The following is an 18,624-nucleotide window of genomic DNA, read 5'->3' on the forward strand; positions in this document are numbered from 1 at the left end:
GCAACGTCCTTCAGTCAGTGGGTATTCCGGTTTTCGGAGGCTCGCTGGCCAGGGCCCCCGACCGCAGGGTTCCCTGGCAAAGCCTGCGAGGTTAGGGAGCGGTTGGGGAGCGATATTCCGGATTTTCGAAGCCGAACCGGGTTCCTGCCGACCATTCCTGCGGAAGGTTGCCGTAGGCAGGCAACCCGTCCGCATCCTTGAGGATCCGGGCGAGGTGCAGGAGGTTCCAGGTCATGAAGGTGGTGTTCCGGTTGGTGAAGTCGCTTTCGGGACCGCCCGAACCTTCGTCGAGGTAGCTGGGCCCCGGACCCACCGGCCCGATCCAGCCCGCGTCGGCCTGGGGCGGAATACTGAACCCGATGTGCTGCAGGCTGTAGAGAATGTTCATGGAGCAGTGCTTGATGCCGTCCTCGTTGCCGGTGATCAGGCAGCCGCCCACTTTCGGGTAGAAAGCCCACTGGCCCTTGCTGTTGAGCTGGCCGGAGTGGGCGTACAGGCGTTCTATCAGCTTCTTGGTCTGGGACGAGTTGTCGCCAAGCCAGATGGGCCCGGCAACCACCAGGATGTCTGCCTCCTGGACCGCAGGGTACAGCTCCGGCCACTCGTCAGTCTCCCAGCCGTACTGGGTCATGTCGGGGTAGACGCCGCTGGCGATGTCGTGGTCCACGGTGCGGATCAGGCGGGTGCTGACGCCCTGCTTTTCCATGATCCGCCGGCTGATGGCGATCAGGCCGTCAGTATTGCTGACCTGGGGCGACCGCTTCAGTGTGCCGTTGAAGAAGACAGCCTTGAGGTCGCTGTAGTCCCTCAGGTTTCCCACGTCATCCACGGCAACGCTCCCTCTGCCTAGGAAACCCTCTTCAGGAAGGCCGAGGCATGCGCTTCCAGGCCTTTTCCTTCCTTGCCGCCAACGGCGACGTCCCAGCGCCACAGGAGGTTTCCGTCCACAAGGCCGAAGATGCGCGTGGCGGCGCTGTAGTCCTTGGAATGGCTGCCCCGCATCACCATATCCGTGGTGAGCTGGATCTGCGGGCCCTTGATCTGGCCGTAATAGAGCTCCGAAATGCCGCCGGGATGCGAGATCGACACCGAGATGTCGAACCCGCCCTCGCTGTTGCGGAGGGCCTCCACCTCGTCGGCACTCTTCAGCGCGGGGACGATGTCCGCGGGGATCAGGCCGGGGCCGCCGTCGGCATCAAGCTGTTTGCGCTCCAGCGCCCAGAAGCCGGTCTCGACGGTGAGCGGCCGCAGGCGCGTGCCGTCGTCGTCCGTCAGCCAGCTCTCCGCGCGGTACTGAAGGTACGGCAGCCCGTTGTGCGTAAAGGAAACGTGCTGCAGGAAATGCTCCGAGTCCTCGTCCCCGCTGCCGAGGCGGCCGCGGCCTTCCCACTCACCAATGAGCCAGGAAAGCGGAACAAGTTCTGGAGTCAGGTCTGTAGGAATCTCAATGGGCACTGCGATTACCTCGGGAAACGGCTAGCTCCGGAAAGGAAGGGGACTACTTCTGGCCTTTGAACAGGCGGTAGACCACGAAGCCGGCAAACCAGGCCATGGCGAGGCTGGCAACGCCGAGCAGGACAAGGAAGAAGATTTCAAATGCAAGTACGGACATGATGCCATCCTAACGCGTTAGTAGATGAGTAGTTTGTCTATGAAGTAGGCCAGTGAACCCACCGCAGCAACGGGGGCAAGGCCAATGCTAAGGGCTGCCTGGACGTTCAGGGGTGCACCCCGGAGCGTGACCAGCCGCCGGAAGCTTGCCAGCACAGCGCCCACCACCACACCGAAAATGGCGGCCGGCAGGACCGCTATGTCCGAGAACACCAGGCCGGCGAGGGGCCCGGCAAGGCCGGCCATCACGATTCCGAGGGGCGCCACGATGCTGTCCGGCCAGCGGATCAGCCCCGCGAGCAGGGCGACGGCGGCACTGATTGCCGCCACCAGGAGCATCTCGCGGACACCGTTGAACCGCGCGCCCGCTATCCATCCCGAGCCCAGGCACGCGAGCAGCACCCCTGCGCAGCAACCCAGGGTGGATTCCAGCCGCTGCGCCTGCCCGGTTCCGCGGACCAGCTGCACCACGAACACGGCGATCATGCCCAGCGCGATGAACGCGGGGGTCCAGTCCAGGTACCCGGGAGCGGGAGCGAGGGCCGCACCAACCGCGGCGCCCGCTCCGGGCACGGCAATCACAGCGGCAAGGGTCTTCTTGGCAGGAATACGGAGGAAGTGGGGCCAGCCGGCCCCGATGGCGGCGGCGATGGCCACCGCGACACCCACGAGGACCTCGCGGGACGTGTAGACGCCGGCAATGATCGCGGCCAGGCCGGCCATTCCCACCACGCCGATGGTCCACGAGCCCAAGGACCGCGCAGGAGCCTGCAGTTCCGCCGTCATGCGGAACCCGGCCTGGACTTAGTTTCTGCACTCACTGCGCTGCAATCCCATCCTGGCGTCGACCTGGAAAGGCGGGCCGCCCTTCGCGGAGGGCGTCGGGGCCCCTGGCTCAATCCTGCCTTATATGAACGGCATATGTCGCAAAACGTACCCGCATCCGGGCCGGATCCATGGCTGCGAAGGCGCCGCCGGGTATACTCAAAGCTCAGCTACGCTCCCTGCTGAGGTGGCCGGCCGGCGCCCTGAACAATGGCCCCAGACCCCAGCAGGAAGCCAGTACCGGCCGGTGGAAACCCGGTTCAGTCGCCCAATGATGCGCGGACGGCCCTTGGAGGAACAATGTCGCACATCCTGCTCTTGACGAACAGCTCTGGCTCTTCGGTGGACATCCTGCCTGCCTTGGAATTGCTGAACCACCGGGTCCACATCCTCCCTGCCGAGCCCACGGCGCTGCTGGAGACCGATCCCTGCGACATCGTGCTGCTGGATGCCCGCAAGGACCTGGTGGGCGCCCGCTCCCTTACCCAACTGCTGAAGGCCACCGGCCTGAGCGCTCCCCTGGTGCTGATCCTGACCGAAGGCGGCATGGCCGCTGTTTCCTCAGCGTGGGCCGTGGACGACATCGTCCTGGACTCCGCCGGGCCGGCTGAAGTGGAAGCCCGCATCAGGCTGTCCGTTGCCCGTGCCGTCCCCGACCAGGAGGACACGCCAACAGAGATCCGCGCCGCGGGCGTCGTCATCGACGAAGCGAGCTACACCGCCCGCGTGAACGGCGCACCGCTGAACCTGACCTTCAAGGAATTTGAGCTGCTGAAGTACCTGGCGCAGCACCCCGGCCGTGTTTTCACCCGGCAGCAGCTGCTCACCGAAGTGTGGGGCTACGACTATTACGGCGGCACGCGCACCGTGGATGTCCACGTCCGGCGCCTGCGGGCGAAGCTGGGCGCCGACCACGAGAACCTCATCAGCACCGTACGCAACGTGGGCTACCGCCTGACCTTGGTGCGGCAGCAGGAGGACGAGCTCACCGAGGCCTGAGCACCGGCGCCGCTTCCCGTATAGCCTTGCCTCATGACTCCAGCGCACCCAGAGAAGTGGCCCGTCCATGCTGAACGGGGCGGGGTTGACCGGCAGCTCCTGAAGGACTGCCGGAACCTCCTGGCCGCGGCAGAGGAATCGGACGGCAATCCCTCCATTTCGGAGCAGACCCAGGTGACCATGCGCGCCGGGGATTCTGCGGAGCACTCAGTGCTGACCCTGGCGCTGTATGCCCCGGACGAGGACAACGATCCCTCAAGCGGGCAGGACCTGGCCGGGTTTGCCGTGGTGGTGGAATCCGCGGACGGCAGCGGGGTGCTGGAGATCGCCGTCCACCCCAGCTACCGGAACCAGGGAGTGGCGGACCGCCTGGTTGCCGCGCTGAAGGACAGCCGCGGTCTCGACGGGCTGAAGGCGTGGTCCCACGGCAACCATGAGGCCGCCGCGGAGCTGGCCGCCCGCTACGGATTTGGGCCTGTCCGTGAGCTGTGGAAGATGAGGATGACGACGGCGGGGGCGGACCTTCCCGAGGCCGTCCTGCCGGAGGGCGTGTCCCTCCGGGCCTTTGTCCCCGGCCAGGATGAGGACGCCTGGCTGGCCCTGAACCGGGCCGCCTTCGCCCACCACCCGGAACAGGGCAGCCTGACCCGGTCCGACCTTGAAGCCCGGATGGCCGAGGACTGGTTCGATCCCGAAGGCTTCCTGCTGGCCGAGGACCGGCAGGGCCGGCTGCTTGGTTTCCACTGGACCAAGGTCCACCCCAAGCACGGTCCCCACCCCGCCATCGGCGAGGTTTATGCCGTGGGTGTTGCACCCGAAGCGCAGGGCATGGGCCTCGGCAAGGCACTTACCGTGGCCGGGATCAGGTACCTCCAGGACCTGGGGCTGCACGCCGTCATGCTCTACACCGACGCCGACAACGCCACGGCCGTTTCGCTGTACCGGCGGCTGGGGTTCACCCGCTGGGACATGGACGTGATGTACGGGCCGGTGGCAGCGGGGTAGTCCTGCAGGCGGATTATCCGGTGCGGGCTGGAAATCAGCGGTCGTCGGCGTGCTGAATGCTTGTAAGGTTGAAGCAGGACCGCGCAGGCCGGAAGCGCCAGCATCAACCGCCAGGTAAAGGAGATGCCATGAACCCGGAACCTTCCGGATCAGCCACGTCACAGGATGTTGCAGTGCCGGTGCGTGCCCGCTTCGGCTCCTCGGAGGTTCCAGCGTCCAGGGCCACCCAGGACCGCATTGACATCCCCGAGTTCGCGCCGAACCTGCAGCCTGAGGGCGACATCCGGCCGGACCGTTTCCTGGACCGCGAGCTGAGCTGGCTCAGCTTCAACTCCCGCGTGCTGGAACTGGCCGAGGACGCCACCCTCCACCTGCTGGAGCGCGTCAGCTTCCTGTCGATCTTCGCCTCCAACCTGGACGAGTTCTTCATGGTCCGGGTTGCCGGCCTCAAACGGCGCATCGCCACGGGATTGGCCGTCCCCTCCCCCGCAGGCCTCAGCCCGGTGGAGGTGCTGGAGCGGATCAGCGAAGAGGCCCACCGGCTCCAGCAGCGGCACGCGCAGGTCTACGCCGAGCAGATCCGCCCCGCCCTGGCCTACGAACACATCCACCTCATGCACTGGGACGAGCTGGATGAGACGGCCAAGCAGCAGCTCAGCGTGATGTTCGCCGAGAAGGTGTTCCCCATCCTCACGCCCCTGGCAGTGGACCCGGCCCACCCCTTCCCCTACATTTCCGGGCTTTCACTCAACCTCGCCGTGGTGGTCCGCAACCCGGTCAGCGACAAGGAGCTCTTCGCGCGCGTCAAGGTGCCGGACCAGCTCCCGCGCCTGATCTCCATCGACGGTCCGCGTGCCGGCGCCGTGGCCGGGCGCGTGGCCCGGTTCATCGCCCTTGAGGAAGTCATCGCCGTCCACCTGGACAAGCTCTTCCCCGGGATGGAGGTCCTGGAGCACCACACCTTCCGCGTCACCAGGAACGAGGACGTGGAGGTGGAGGAGGACGACGCCGAGAACCTCCTGCAGGCACTCGAGAAGGAACTCCTGCGGCGGCGCTTCGGCCCGCCCGTGCGGCTTGAGGTCACCAACGACATCAACCCGAACATCCGCGCGCTGCTGATCCGGGAGCTGGGCGTCGAGGAATCCGAGGTGTACTCCGTTCCGGCCCCACTGGACCTGCGCGGACTGTCCGTGATCGCCGGCATCGACCGTGCCGACCTCCACTACCCCAAGCACGTCCCGCACACGTCCCGGTACCTCAACGAGTCGGAGACGTCCAAGGCTGCCAACGTGTTTGCGGCCATGCGCCGGCGTGACATCCTGCTCCACCACCCCTACGACTCGTTCTCCACCTCCGTCCAGGCGTTCCTGGAGCAGGCCGCCGCGGACCCCAAGGTCCAGGCCATCAAGCAGACCCTGTACCGCACATCCGGCGACTCGCCCATCGTGGACGCGCTGATCGATGCCGCCGAGGCCGGCAAGCAGGTCCTGGCCCTGGTAGAGATCAAGGCGCGGTTTGACGAGCAGGCGAACATCTCCTGGGCCCGCAAGCTGGAACAGGCCGGCGTGCACGTTGTCTACGGCATCGTGGGCCTCAAGACGCACTGCAAGCTCTCGCTGGTGGTCCGTCAGGAGGTGGACGGGCTGCGCCGCTACTGCCACATCGGCACCGGCAACTACCACCCCCGGACTGCCCGCTACTACGAGGACCTGGGCCTGCTGACCGCCAACGAGCAGGTGGGCGAGGACCTGTCCAAGCTGTTCAACCAGCTCTCCGGCTACGCCCCCAAGTCAACATTCAAGAGGCTGCTGGTGGCGCCTCGTTCCGTCCGTTCCGGGCTGATCGACCGCATTGAAACCGAGATCCGCAACGCCCGGGCCGGGATCCCCGGCCGCGTGCAGATCAAGGTCAATTCCATGGTGGACGAGGCCATCATCGATTCCCTGTACCGCGCCTCGCAGGCCGGAGTGAAGGTGGACGTGGTGGTCCGCGGGATCTGTTCCCTCCGCCCGGGAGTGCCGGGCCTCAGCGACAACATCACCGTCCGCTCCATCCTGGGCCGGTTCCTGGAGCACTCCCGGGTGTTCGCCTTCGCCAACGGTGGGGATCCTGTGGTGTATATCGGTTCCGCGGACATGATGCACCGCAACCTGGACCGCCGGGTGGAGGCCCTGGTCCAGCTGGCCAGCGCCGACGACATCACCTACGTCCTTGACCTGCTGCGGCGCTACATGGCTCCGGAAACCGCCAGCTGGCACCTGGACAACCATGGGGTCTGGACCCGGCACCACCTGGACGACGACGGCAACCCACTGGAGGATGTCCAGTCCTGGCTGCTGGCTTCCCGCCCCCGGCAGCGCAGCCTGAGCCGCCGGTAAGGGCCACTGTTTTGTCGAGCGATGCACTTGTAGCAGACCAGACAGACCACCCGGGGGAACCAGTAGCCGTAACGGCTGCCGGGGCCCTGCCCTGGCGGGTGGTGAAGGACAAGCTTGAGGTCCTGCTGATCCACCGCCCGCGCTACGACGACTGGTCGTGGCCCAAAGGCAAGATTGACGACGGCGAAACGGTGCCTGAGTGCGCGGTCCGGGAGGTGCAGGAGGAAATCGGGCTCGTCGCGCAGTTGGGCATTCCCCTGCCGCCCATCCATTACCACGTGGCCTCCGGCCTCAAGGTTGTCCACTACTGGGCCGTCAAGGCCAACGGGGTCAGGCTGCTTCCCGATGGCAACGAGGTGGACAGCGTCATGTGGTGCGCCCCCGAGAAGGCGGCCGCGCTGCTGTCCAACCCCTCCGACGTCGTGCCCCTCCAGTACCTTTCCGCGGCGCATAAGCGCGGGGAGCTGGACACCTGGCCGCTGGTGGTGCTCCGCCATGCCAAGGCGAAGCCCCGCTCATCCTGGAGCAAGGCCGAGGGCGAGCGGCCCCTGGCCGCCACGGGGACGCGGCAGGCGCAGGCGGTCAGCCGGCTGCTGCACACCTGGATGCCGCTCCGCGTGGTGACCAGCCCCTGGCTGCGGTGCGTCGCAACGGTGGCGCCCTACGCAAAAGCCGCCGGCGCGAAGGTGAAGCTGGCGGAAGCGCTCACGGAGCACCGGCACCAGCGCAGCCCCAAGAAAACGGCCGCCGTCATCGAGGGCCTGTTCGACAAGCAGCGGCCAGTGGTGGTCTGCACGCACCGCCCTGCGCTGCCCACCGTGTTCAGCCAGCTCGGCGAGCACATGCCGCCGCACCTGCGTGACCTCCTCCCGGGCAAGGAGCCGTACCTTACCCCCGGCGAGTTGCTGGTGTGCCACGTGGCCCTGGACGGGCGGAAGCGGGTTGTGGCGGTGGAGCAGTTCAAGCCGTTCGATGATTGAATGTCGCGCAGCTGCTCCAGGGATCAGCCAAGTAGACTTTAGGCGTGAGCATCCCAACCCCCTATGAAGACCTCCTGCGCGATGTCCTGGCTTCAGGCACGCACAAATCGGACCGCACGGGAACCGGAACCACCAGCGTTTTCGGACGCCAGATGCGCTTTGACCTGACGAAGAGTTTCCCGCTGATCACCACCAAGCGGGTGCATTTCAAGTCCGTGGCAGTGGAGCTCCTGTGGTTCCTGCGCGGTGAGACGAACGTGAAATGGATGCAGGACCAGGGCGTCACCATCTGGAACGAATGGGCCGACGCCGACGGCGACCTGGGCCCGGTGTACGGTGTGCAGTGGCGCAGCTGGCCCACCCCCGACGGTGGCCACATCGACCAGATCGCCGAGCTCATTGAGAACCTGAAGTCCAACCCGGACTCACGCCGGCACATTGTGTCCGCCTGGAACGTCTCCGAACTCCATGACATGGCCCTGCCCCCGTGCCACGCGTTTTTCCAGTTCTACGTGGCGGAGGGCAAGCTGTCCTGCCAGCTGTACCAGCGCTCCGCGGACATGTTCCTGGGCGTCCCCTTCAACATTGCCTCCTACGCGCTGCTCACCTGCATGGTGGCCCAACAGGTGGGGCTGGAGCCCGGCGAGTTCATCTGGACCGGCGGGGATGTCCACATCTACGAGAACCACATGGACCAGGTCCTCAAGCAGCTCGAGCGGGAGCCGTATGAGTACCCGCAGCTGAAGATCACCCGCAAGCCGGCGTCGATCTTCGACTACACGCTTGAGGACTTCGAAGTGGTGGGCTACCGGCACCACCCCACGATCAAGGCACCGATCGCCGTATGAGCACAGAGAACTTCACCGACCCGCAGTCCTTTACTGAAGAGCTCGCCGCCTCGGTGACGGGCGTCGGCCTGGTCTGGGCGCAGACCCCGGACGGCGTGATCGGCAAGGACGGGGACATGCCCTGGCACCTCCCCGAGGACCTCAAGCACTTCAACCGGCTGACCATGGGCCACCCCGTGATCATGGGCCGCAAAACCTGGTTGTCCTTTCCGGACAAGTTCCGCCCCCTGCCCGGCCGCACCAACATCGTGGTCACCCGGCAGAAAAGCTGGGCCGAAACGCCCGAGGCGGAGGGCGCCGTCGTGGTTCCTTCCCTGGATGACGCCCTGCTTGAGTCCCAGTTCGTGGACGGCGGGGACACGGTCTGGATCCTGGGCGGCGGCGAGATCTTCCAGCAGTCCACTGAGCTCGCCAACGTTGCGGTGGTCACCACCATTGACGTGAAGGCCGACGGCGACACGTTCGCCCCCGAGCTGGGCACCAGCTGGGAGGCGTCCGCCTCCGTCCCTCCCGACGGCTGGCTCACCGCCGCCAACGGCACGCGCTACAGGTTCACCAAATGGTCAAGGACGGAGGGCTAGGACATGCTGAAGAAACCCGAAACCCTGTTTGTGCTGGGCTACATGCTGCTCCCGCTGCTGGCGCTCCTCTCCGCAATTGTCGGGCTGACCATGATCCTGGGCGGCAACAAGATCGCGGGAGCCATCGTGCTGGTGGTGGTCACCCAGGTGTTCGCGTTCGGTGCGTTCTTCGCGTTGCGCGCCCGAAAAACCGCCGTGCGGGAGGAATCCGACCGCGGCTAGCCGCCCTCGCGCACATGGGGAGGACACCCCATCGCGCACGCCCCGGGTTGTTCACTAGGCTGGGGCCGGCAGCGTCAGGGACGGCTGTTTTCGAAGATTGGGGGATGCCTGGTGGCAGGAAACTTGTGGGGCGCGGACGCAGCCCAGTTGCGGACGCTCGCGCGGCAGTTCAGCTCAACGGCAGACCTCCTGCTGCAGCAGTCCACGCAGCTGAGCAGCCAGATCAACAACAATCCGGCATGGAAAGGCCAGGACGCGGAACATTTCCGTTCCGACTGGAACGGCAACCACCGGGCACTCCTCCAAAAGACGGCTGCACGCCTGAAGCAGGAATCGAAGCTTTTGCTCACCAACGCCGAAGAGCAGGAGAATGCGAGCCGTTCCGAAGGTGCAGGATCTGGCGGCGGCCTGCAGGGTGTCCTCCCGGCGGGCTTCCCGGGCCGCCCCTCCGTCGCGCCCGGTGCACCCTTCCAGCTCGGCCCCGACTGGATTGCCGACAATGACAACTCTCCCTTCCGCAAGGGCTGGGACATCTACAACCTGGCCAAGGCCCTTCCCAACCTTCGGGCTGGTCTCTTTGATCTGCCACACTTCATCACGAAGGCAGACAGCTTCGCCGAGTTCTTCTCCAAGGACTTCCGCGACGTGGCAAAGGCATTTCAGGACACCAACATGCTCAGCCAGTATTTCAACACTTCGTCCGAGCTGTTCGACGGCCGGTGGGATACTGCCTTGAACCTCGTTGACGGCGGCAAGGCTGCAACGTTCTTCGAGTTCGGCGGCAAGGCCCTCGGAGGGCTGGGGGTTGGACTCGATGCCCTCGACGCTTTCAACAACTTCAGCAACGGCAACCAGGATGACAACGGCGCAGCCTACTATTCGACCGCAAAGGCAGCCCTGGGCGTATTGGGCTTCGCGCCGCCACCTGTTGGAACCGCCGCAATGGTTGCATCCGGCGCGCTCGCCATCTACGACAACGTCCCGGTGGTCAAGGAGACTGTCAATGCCATCGGCGGATCCATCGCTGACGGTGCCAAAGCGGCGTGGGAAGGTGCCGGGGACGCGGCCGAAAATGTCGGCGACTTCTTCGGGTTCTGAGCACACTAAGAGAGGTACTGACGATGACTGAAACACCAGCACAAGGCATCCCCGACGCCATCGGTTATGGATTTGCCGAGATGGCCGCCCTGGCGAGCTTGCGGGGCGGTGACGCAGCTGTGCTCAGCGCGGAGGCCTTGCGGGTTGGCAGCTACCTTGGCGATAGGGACATGGTGAGCGCCGGCGCATCCTCCCTGGTGGCCCGCGGCCTGGCAACCGCCGGAAGTGACGGGCTTCTGGCGGTGGCAGGACCCACCGCGGCAGTTGCCACCGTCCTTTCTTCGGCCAGCCGCCGCATGGAGATTGCGCTGCTCACTGCAGAAGGAGGCGACAGCGTGATCGCGATGGAAAGCGCGGACATCCACCTTCTGTTCCAGCCGCGCTCCTACTTCACCTGGTGGGCCATGGCGCAGAGGCCAGACGTCACAGCTGCCGAGGCCAACCTCATGGTTATCAAGCAGCACCTGCACAGCAACCCGCAGGGCGGCGCAACAGTTCGCCGCCGGGAGGAACCCACGGGGCAGACCCTTTACGTGAAGAATGGCGGTGGCGGAACCTGGACCATCGGCACCTCCAACGCTCAGCAGAAGGACATTGTTGAGGCCACTGGCCTTGACGACGCTGCCCTGCTTGACCAGATCCGCACCATCCGTCAGGACTGACAATGACATTCGATCGCGAGCGTGAGCGCCGCAACGATGAGGTCTATGCCGAGCACAAGGCGGCCCTCGCCCGGGGAGAGAAGCGCGTCCTGCGGCGAACCGATGCCGGCGAGCTGCACAGCTACCCCGGCGACGAAATCGGTTTTTCTCCCGGCCGGGGCCAGGTGCAGGTCCGATCCTGGTGGGGCATGGGAATTGTGTCAGCCTTTCTGGGCCTCCTGTTCCTCGGTTCTTCGGTGGTGTTCCTTGCCTCGTTCGGGCAAGGTGGGGGGCCGGAGTGGGGTGCATTGTTCCCTATCGTGCTGGGGGGTTTCGGCGCCTGGTACACCTTTGGCATGGCCAGGGACGAGTACCGGGCCAAGAAGATAAGGAAGGAACGGCACGCCCCTGAGCCAGGAGCAGGGCATGTCTCCCAGTGATCCTCCCGCCAGGCACGCGGCGCCGTCCGCCGGTGGCCTCCTTCCGGTCCGGCAGTGACGTAACCGACTGCGCCCTGCCGGCTCCGAAGTCTAAACTGGACCAATGACTACAGCAGCTACCCCTTCCGTCGGCCTGGTCGGATGGCGCGGCATGGTCGGTTCCGTCCTCATGCAGCGCATGCAGGACGAGGGCGACTTCGCCAACATCAACCCGGTGTTCTTCTCCACGTCCAATGCGGGAGGTGCCACGCCGACGCTTGCTGGAACAGCAGCAGGCAGCGCGGGCAGGCTCGAAGACGCGTTCGACGTCGACACGCTGGCCAAGCTGCCCATTATTGTCACCGCCCAGGGCGGCGACTACACCAAGCAGGTCCACGGCGAACTGCGCAGCCGCGGCTGGGACGGCCTCTGGATCGACGCAGCGTCCACCCTGCGCATGAACGATGACTCCATCATCGTGCTGGACCCGATCAACCGGGATGTCATCGACAAGGGCCTGGTCAACGGCACCAAGGACTTCATCGGCGGCAACTGCACCGTGTCCTGCATGCTCATGGGACTTGGCGGCCTGTTCAAGAACGGGCTCGTTGAGTGGGGCACGTCCATGACCTACCAGGCTGCCTCCGGCGGCGGCGCCCGGCACATGCGTGAACTGCTCAGCCAGTTCGGGACGCTCAATGCCGAGGTCAGCACGGAACTGGACGACCCGGCGTCGGCCATCCTGGACATCGACCGCAAGGTCCTGGCCCACCAGCGCACGGATATCGACGCCACCCAGTTCGGCGTCCCCCTGGCCGGCTCCCTGATCCCCTGGATCGACGCAGACCTGGGCAACGGGCAGTCCAAGGAAGAGTGGAAGGCCGGGGTTGAGACCAACAAGATCCTGGGCACCTCCGAGGAAAACCGCGTCATCATGGATGGCCTCTGCGTCCGGATCGGCGCCATGCGCTCCCATTCCCAGGCGCTCACACTCAAGCTCCGCGAGGACCTGTCCGTTGCCGAGATCGAGAAGCTGCTGGCCGAGGACAACGAGTGGGCCAAGGTGGTTCCGAACACGAAGGAAGCCTCCATGGCTGACCTGACCCCCGTCGCCGCCTCCGGCACCCTGGACATTCCGGTGGGCCGTATCCGCAAGATGGAAATGGGCCCGCAGTACATCAGCGCCTTCACCGTGGGCGACCAGCTTCTCTGGGGCGCCGCCGAGCCGCTCCGCCGGATGCTTAACATCGCCACCGGGAACCTGTAGCCTCTTCACAGCTGCCCAAGAGCGGCCGTGCCCCGCATAAGCGTTGCTGCCCAGCACCGCTCATGCGGGGCACGGCCGCTCGTGTTTCAAGCAGGAATGCGTTGAGCGCGCTCTGCCAGAGCCAGGACACGGCGTTTCAGGTCCGCAGGCCGGTCGAGGTGCTTCCAGACGAGCCGAAGAACCAGCCATCCCTCCTCGATGATCGCGTTCTCCCTGTGGCGCTCTGCCAGGAGGACATCCGCTGTTGGGCGGTAGTCCGAGTACTTCCCGGCGCCGTCAAACTCTATGATGAGCCGCGACTCCGGGTCAGCGAAGTCCGCCCGGAACAATCCAGAGGCAGTGGGAATCTCGAATTGGGGGATGAAACCGCGCAGGCCCAAGGAGTCCAACAGGAGCCTGGTCCGTGTCTCACCGGCAGATTCGGACCGTCCATCAAGTGCATCGAGCAGGAGCCGCGCCCGCCGGCTCCCCCGCTTCTCCGGCCCTTCGTCAAGGCGCCTCGTGATCTCGGAGAGGCTGGCACCCATGCGCAATGCGTGATCACCAATCACGGCCGCCTGCTCGAGCGGCAGGATGCGGGCACAGTCCAGGACCGTCCTTTCCAGGCTGGTAGTCCGGATTTCCCTGCCGTCCGCGGTCCAGAGCGTGGTGATGTCCCGTTCAGTCAACTCCGCCCGGTGCGTCCGAACGTCCTTTCCCGCGCTCGTCCGGGAATTGGCATAGCTGGTTGTGACGTGGATCAGCGGTCCGGCATTCCACACCTGGCATTCGTGGAGCCGTGCGGCGCTCACATGACTGTAGCGGGAGGTCCCTCCTGTGGCGGCATGATGAGCGTGAACGAGCACCCTGTCCCGGGTCCACGGCTTTATCCCCAGCCAGTACGAGCTCCGGACGTAGGCCCCACGGAACAGGCGGAGAATCAGGCCGCTCCGGACTGCCGATGTCAGGAGGCGGTCCCCAATTCCGGCCCGCGCCAGCTCCGCAGTTGACGCCACAGGTGTTGCCGGCCAGCGCCCATCCACCAATTCCCGGATCATTTCAAGCTTCATGGTCCTAGGTTCCGGGGCCGCGGGCTTCATACGAAGCCCCGAGGCGCCGGATGTGGATAACCCGGTGGCCCTCCAACTGCAACAGCGGCCGTGCCCCGCATGAACGGTGCTGCCCGGCACCGGTTAAGCGGGGCAGGGCCGCCCGTGCAGTTCCGGGAAGCGGTCAGCCTTCGAGGAAGGCCAGGTAGCGCCGGGCCGCCTTGGCGAGGGCAGCCGTGGCGGCAGGGCCGAGTGGCTGGGTCCCATCGAACAGTTCAGGCGCGACGGCGGCGCGAGGGCCGGTACCGCTGCGGGACCAGGTGCCAATCACCTCTCCCCCGGCTACCAGGGTCTTTTTGAAGACGCCATTGCCGCCCGGCACGATTTTGCCGGCATGCTCCGCTGCCAGGACCAGGCTCCGGTCCTGGTACCCCAGCACAAACTCGTCGAAGCCGGGCAGCAGGAGGACGGACCGCTGGCCGGGGACTCCGCCGTCGAGCAGTGATGCCGTTTCCGGGGACAGCAAGTAGCTTGTCCCGTCGTAGCCAAGCCCCACCAGCTGGTCTTTTACATCCTCGAAAGCCGCCCGGACCTCGGTCAGGGGTAGCTGCGTCCACCAGGCGAAGTCGCGCAGGGTTGCCGGGCCATGGCTGCGGAGGTAGCGCAGCAGGAACTCCGCCACGGCCTCTTCCCGCGACAGGCTCCGCGAGACGGGAATCCAGTCGTCGAAGGCCGCAAACAGCTGCTGGTTCCCGGCCAGCGGGCCCAGGACCAGCCAGCCGTGCCGGCACAGGGTCCCCAGGATGTGGATGCCCCGCTGGCCGCGCGTGGGCTGCCCGGCAGCGTCGAAAATCCCAAAGAGTTCAGCGCGGCTGGCGGGACCGTCGGCGGCAATCTGCTCCATCGCGATGTCCCGGCATTTCTCCACGTCCGCCCAGGCGATGCCGAGTTCGCGGTGCCGGGAGGCGATGCCCTTGGTGAGCCGCTCCGCTGTGAGGCCAAGCATCCACCGAAGGTCCTCCGGTGCCACCAGGTGCAAAGTCCCGCGCATGGGCCAGGAGCGGACCACAGCGCCGGCATCGAGGGCGGCGCGGACATCTGACAGGCCCGCTTCAGGGACCCTGGCGCCCACAGCCCACGCTGCCGCCTGCAGGTCCTGGGCCTGCATGGCGGTCATCCAGCGGACGGTCGCGGCAATGGAGCCCGGCACGTCTGGCCCCAGCTCTCTTGGCTGCACCCGGCCCGCCGGGACCGGCACCAGCCGCTGCGACACCAGCCGCAGCCTGCCCATCGTCTTGCGGCTGATGCGCTTCCCGGCCATGGCCCCATCCTATGCGCCGTACAGGCCCGGACCATGGCCACCGGGCAACTGGGGCAGCACTGATGCACGGGAAAGGCCCCTGTGTGGGAAAGCCGCTAAAGCTGCACGCCGATAAGCAGGGGTTCCGGGTGCAGCTCGATGCCAAAGCGCTTTTCGACGCCGGCACGCACCTCGCGCGCCACCGCCACCACGTCCATGGCGCTGGCCGAGCCACGGTTGGTGATGGCGAGCGTGTGCTTGGTGGACAGGGACGCCCGGCCCCCGCTCACGCTGCCCGGCTCCAGTCCAAAGCCCTTGCCGAAGCCCGCCTGGTCGATGAGCCATGCCGCAGACAGCTTCACCAGCCCGTCCTTGCCTGCCGGGTAGCGGGGTGCGTTTTCGGGCAGGGCTTCTGCGACCTCTGCGGGAACAATCGGGTTGGTGAAGAACGACCCCGTGGAGTAGGTGTCCCGGTCGGCCGGGTCCAGCACCATACCCTTTGATGCCCGCAGCCGCAGCACTTCCCGGCGCACGTCCGTGGAATAGGCGCGCTTGCCCTGCTCGACTCCCAGTGAGCGGGCCAGCTCCGCGTACCGGATGGGTGCGCTCATCCGGCCGATGGGCAACTGGAACTCCACGGTCAGCACCACGTATCGCGGCGATCCCTTGGTGGTGGTCTGTTTGAGAATGGAATCCCGGTAACCGAACTTCAGCTCAGAGTTCGTGAAGGTCTTGACGGCGTTGCGCCCGCGGTCCCAGGTCCGGACGGCGGCGATGGTCTGGGACACGTCGGAGCCATAGGCGCCCACGTTCTGCACGGGCGTGGCCCCCGTGGAGCCCGGGATTCCGGCGAGGGCTTCAATCCCGGACCAGGCGTGAAGAACCGCGTACTCCACCAGCTTGTCCCAGTTGTGGCCGGCCTGCACCACCACTGCCACGCCGCCGCAGGAATCCTCGGCGTTGACCGTAAAGCCTTCCGAGGCGATCTTCACCACGGTACCGGGGAACCCGTCGTCGGAAATCAGCAGGTTGGAGCCGCCGCTGATGATCAGCAGAGGCTCCCCGGCTGCGTCGGCAGACCGGACGGCCTCGATGATCTCAGCCTCGGTGCGGGCCTCGACGTAGGTGCCGGCGGGGCCTCCGACGGCGGCCGTGGTCAGCTCGGAAAGCAGGGTGGAAGTCACCAGACCACAATACTAGGGAACCGGAAGGGCCCTCACGGCGTCCACCGAAGTGCACCCTCACCGCTCAGTAACAAGATCGACGATTAACTAACATAATTAGTATTTGATATTTACAAACTTGTCATATCTGCGTACCTTCAAGCCAGCGGATCACACACTTGGGCCCGCTTCCCCAAACCGCATAGGACAGCTATGACTATTACCAGGACTCTGGCCACAAGCCTCATGAGCCTCTCGACAGCCACCTTGTTCGCCCTTTCGTCTGCAGGGGGCGCCACGGCGGCACCTCCTTCCCCTGACGACGGTGGCGCTCCGGGGGTGAGCAGCACCAGGACGGTCGGAGACGCTGACTACTGGACTCCCGAGCGGATGCGGGCAGCCACACCGGGCGATGTACTCGCCAAAAAGGCACTGCAGCGGCAAAAGGCCAACGCGGCGCCGGCAGGAGAAGCCGTCAGCAAGGGAGCTGAAAGCAAAGTCAAGGGCTCGGATCCCTCAGTCCAGCCCATGGCGAACGCCAGCGAAAACCCGGTCCCGCATATCGGCAAGGTGTTCTTCACGCTGGGCGGCGCCGACTACGTCTGCTCGGCCAACTCGGTCGCGTCCACCAACCGAAGCACTGTCTCCACGGCAGGGCACTGCCTCAATGAGGGGCCCGGCGCTTTCGCGACAAGGTTCACCTTTGTCCCCGCCTACCTCAACGGGGCCGCGCCCTACGGCAAGTGGACGGCCAGGGCGCTCTACGCCCCCACGCAGTGGAGCTCATCGGGCAACATGCAGTACGACACGGGGTTCGCCGTGATGTCACCGCTGAACGGCCGCAACCTTGCCGACGTGGTTGGCGCCTCCGGAGTGGCGTTCAATGCAGCCCGCGGCCTCAGCTACAAGGCCTTCGGCTACCCGGCCGCTCCGCCCTTCAATGGAGAGTCCCTCAAGAGCTGCTCCGGGACCGCCACCAATGATCCCTACAACCCTCAGTTCAACACCCAGGGGATTCCCTGCAACATGACCGGGGGTTCCTCCGGCGGTCCGTGGTTCATCGGCTCGTCGTCCGGCGGATACCAGAACTCGGTCAACAGCTACGGCTACGGGAGCAACTCCACGAAGATGTACGGCCCGTACTGGGGCTCTGTCATCCAGTCGGCCTACAACGCTGCCGGGGCTTCCTGACCCGCGTATCGCGTCAGGGCATTCCATAAAGCAGACTGAGGGAGGATACCCATGGGGGATCCTCCCTCAGTCCTTGACACAGGAGTTCAGGAGAGCTTGACGACGGCCTGGGCCTTCATCAGGACCTTCTGCCCGGCGGAAACAACAGTGAGGTCAACGCGCGCGGTGTTCGCCTCGGCGTCGAGCTTGCCGATGATGCCGCTGACCTCGATGGTGGCGCCGGGTTCGTCGGTGCCCGTGGTGTCGGCGACCAGGACGGGCTTGGTGAAGCGCGTCTGGAAGTCGACGACGGCGGCAGGGTCACCTGCCCAATCCGTCACCAGCTGCACGGCGGAGCCCATGGTGAACATGCCGTGGGCAATGACGCCGGGCAGTTCAACGCTGGTGGCGAAGGCTTCGTTCCAGTGGATGGGATTGAAGTCGCCGGAGGCGCCGGCGTACTTGACCAGGTCGGTGCGGGTGACCTCGATGGTGCGGCTGCCGATCTCCTGGCCGGCGCTGAGGTCGTGGATGCTGAGGCTCATGGTTACTGTCCCTCTCCGCGGACCAGGATGGATGAGGTGGTGGTGGTGACAGGCTCACGGGCCTCGCCGGAACCGAGGGCGAAGATTTCGGAGCGGGTGGTGATCATCGCTCCCCCGCCCATTGCACGGACGCCGTCCACGTGGAGTTCCGCCACCAGCCGGTCGCCGGCGAAGATGGGCCGGTGATGCGTAAAGCGCTGGTCGGCATGCACCACACGGGAGAAGTCGATGCCGGCTTCCGGATCCTCAATGAGCTGGGCGTCGGCGCGCTGGGCAATGATAATGGCGAACGTCGGAGGGGCAACGAGGTCCGCGTGGCCCAGGGCCCTGGCGGCGTCGACGTCGAAATGTGCAGGGTGGACGGCCTTGACCGCACGGGCGAATTCGCGGATCTTCTCGCGGCCAACGTCGTACACCTCTGCGGCAGGGTAGCTGCGGCCCTGCAGGTCCGGATTGATAGTCATGGGCCCAAGCCTATCGTTGCCGTACCGGGCAGGACCTTGCACCACACTGATATGATGGATTTATCATTCCATCATGCCGC

20 protein-coding genes are annotated in these 18,624 nt (G+C 65.7%); 12 read left to right on the plus strand and 8 right to left on the minus strand.

What is annotated here, in order from left to right:
* Positions 1-91 precede the first annotated feature (91 nt).
* From KTR40_RS13525 to KTR40_RS13535, 3 genes are all read right to left on the minus strand, one after another.
* On the minus strand, positions 92-829 hold the full coding sequence (locus tag KTR40_RS13525; RefSeq protein ID WP_370633138.1) for a flavodoxin family protein: 738 nt from the start codon (positions 827-829) through the stop codon (positions 92-94).
* A gap of 17 nt (positions 830-846) precedes the next feature.
* On the minus strand, positions 847-1,455 hold the full coding sequence (locus tag KTR40_RS13530; RefSeq protein WP_139029959.1) for an FABP family protein: 609 nt from the start codon (positions 1,453-1,455) through the stop codon (positions 847-849).
* A 174-nt stretch (positions 1,456-1,629) separates the two neighbouring features.
* Positions 1,630-2,397: a permease gene (locus KTR40_RS13535; protein WP_228404043.1), complete on the minus strand. Its 768-nt coding sequence runs from the start codon at positions 2,395-2,397 to the stop codon at positions 1,630-1,632.
* Positions 2,398-2,736: 339 nt separating this feature from the next.
* Here KTR40_RS13535 and KTR40_RS13540 point away from each other — a divergent pair, with 339 nt between their 5' ends.
* The 11 genes from KTR40_RS13540 (at position 2,737) to asd (ending at position 12,874) form a co-directional block, all read left to right on the plus strand.
* Positions 2,737-3,435, plus strand: a complete 699-nt coding sequence (locus KTR40_RS13540; RefSeq protein ID WP_139029961.1) for a response regulator transcription factor — start codon at positions 2,737-2,739, stop codon at positions 3,433-3,435.
* A gap of 33 nt (positions 3,436-3,468) precedes the next feature.
* The gene (gene mshD / locus KTR40_RS13545; RefSeq protein WP_228404044.1) at positions 3,469-4,440 is read left to right on the plus strand and encodes a mycothiol synthase; all 972 of its coding nucleotides are present in this window, start codon (positions 3,469-3,471) and stop codon (positions 4,438-4,440) included.
* 128 nt (positions 4,441-4,568) lie between these two features.
* Positions 4,569-6,818: an RNA degradosome polyphosphate kinase gene (locus KTR40_RS13550; RefSeq protein WP_228404045.1), complete on the plus strand. Its 2,250-nt coding sequence runs from the start codon at positions 4,569-4,571 to the stop codon at positions 6,816-6,818.
* A gap of 11 nt (positions 6,819-6,829) precedes the next feature.
* Positions 6,830-7,798, plus strand: a complete 969-nt coding sequence (locus KTR40_RS13555; protein ID WP_228404046.1) for an NUDIX hydrolase — start codon at positions 6,830-6,832, stop codon at positions 7,796-7,798.
* Between the two features lie 44 nt (positions 7,799-7,842).
* A complete protein-coding gene (locus KTR40_RS13560; RefSeq protein ID WP_139029965.1) occupies positions 7,843-8,646 on the plus strand; it encodes a thymidylate synthase in 804 nt (267 codons plus the stop codon).
* A complete protein-coding gene (locus tag KTR40_RS13565) occupies positions 8,643-9,227 on the plus strand; it encodes a dihydrofolate reductase (RefSeq protein WP_139029966.1) in 585 nt (194 codons plus the stop codon). Before KTR40_RS13560 ends, KTR40_RS13565 begins: the two co-directional genes overlap by 4 nt.
* A 3-nt stretch (positions 9,228-9,230) precedes the next feature.
* Positions 9,231-9,449 carry an NF038396 family protein gene (locus KTR40_RS13570; protein WP_139029967.1) on the plus strand — a complete coding sequence of 73 codons (219 nt, stop codon included), beginning with the start codon at positions 9,231-9,233 and terminating at the stop codon, positions 9,447-9,449.
* 111 nt (positions 9,450-9,560) lie between these two features.
* Positions 9,561-10,547, plus strand: a complete 987-nt coding sequence (locus tag KTR40_RS13575; RefSeq protein WP_228404047.1) for a WXG100 family type VII secretion target — start codon at positions 9,561-9,563, stop codon at positions 10,545-10,547.
* 23 nt (positions 10,548-10,570) lie between these two features.
* Entirely contained in the window at positions 10,571-11,209 is a 639-nt protein-coding gene (locus tag KTR40_RS13580; protein ID WP_228404048.1) for a hypothetical protein, read from the plus strand.
* A 2-nt stretch (positions 11,210-11,211) separates the two neighbouring features.
* Positions 11,212-11,628, plus strand: coding sequence for a hypothetical protein (locus KTR40_RS13585; protein WP_228404049.1), 417 nt, complete (start codon positions 11,212-11,214; stop codon positions 11,626-11,628).
* A gap of 103 nt (positions 11,629-11,731) precedes the next feature.
* Positions 11,732-12,874, plus strand: coding sequence for an aspartate-semialdehyde dehydrogenase (gene asd / locus KTR40_RS13590; RefSeq protein WP_228404050.1), 1,143 nt, complete (start codon positions 11,732-11,734; stop codon positions 12,872-12,874).
* Positions 12,875-12,960: 86 nt separating this feature from the next.
* Here the strand turns inward: asd and KTR40_RS13595 are convergent, their stop codons facing one another.
* The 3 genes from KTR40_RS13595 to KTR40_RS13605 all read right to left on the minus strand — a co-directional run bounded on the left by KTR40_RS13595 (position 12,961) and on the right by KTR40_RS13605 (position 16,386).
* A complete protein-coding gene (locus KTR40_RS13595; RefSeq protein WP_228404051.1) occupies positions 12,961-13,923 on the minus strand; it encodes a type IV toxin-antitoxin system AbiEi family antitoxin domain-containing protein in 963 nt (320 codons plus the stop codon).
* Positions 13,924-14,086: 163 nt separating this feature from the next.
* Positions 14,087-15,223, minus strand: a complete 1,137-nt coding sequence (locus tag KTR40_RS13600) for a winged helix DNA-binding domain-containing protein (protein WP_228404052.1) — start codon at positions 15,221-15,223, stop codon at positions 14,087-14,089.
* 95 nt (positions 15,224-15,318) lie between these two features.
* Positions 15,319-16,386, minus strand: coding sequence for a UDP-N-acetylmuramate dehydrogenase (locus KTR40_RS13605; protein WP_139029973.1), 1,068 nt, complete (start codon positions 16,384-16,386; stop codon positions 15,319-15,321).
* Between the two features lie 192 nt (positions 16,387-16,578).
* On the opposite strand from KTR40_RS13605, the gene KTR40_RS13610 reads away from it, so the two are divergent.
* Positions 16,579-17,556, plus strand: coding sequence for a serine protease (locus tag KTR40_RS13610; RefSeq protein ID WP_228404053.1), 978 nt, complete (start codon positions 16,579-16,581; stop codon positions 17,554-17,556).
* An 86-nt stretch (positions 17,557-17,642) separates the two neighbouring features.
* Here KTR40_RS13610 and KTR40_RS13615 read toward each other — a convergent pair whose 3' ends face one another.
* Both KTR40_RS13615 and KTR40_RS13620 read right to left on the minus strand, forming a co-directional pair.
* On the minus strand, positions 17,643-18,080 hold the full coding sequence (locus KTR40_RS13615; protein WP_228404054.1) for a MaoC family dehydratase: 438 nt from the start codon (positions 18,078-18,080) through the stop codon (positions 17,643-17,645).
* Positions 18,081-18,082: 2 nt separating this feature from the next.
* On the minus strand, positions 18,083-18,544 hold the full coding sequence (locus KTR40_RS13620; protein ID WP_228404055.1) for a MaoC family dehydratase N-terminal domain-containing protein: 462 nt from the start codon (positions 18,542-18,544) through the stop codon (positions 18,083-18,085).
* Between the last annotated feature and the right edge of the window lie 80 nt (positions 18,545-18,624).

The sequence above is a fragment of the Pseudarthrobacter sp. L1SW genome (genome assembly GCF_020809045.1).
Taxonomy (GTDB): Bacteria; Actinomycetota; Actinomycetes; order Actinomycetales; family Micrococcaceae; genus Arthrobacter.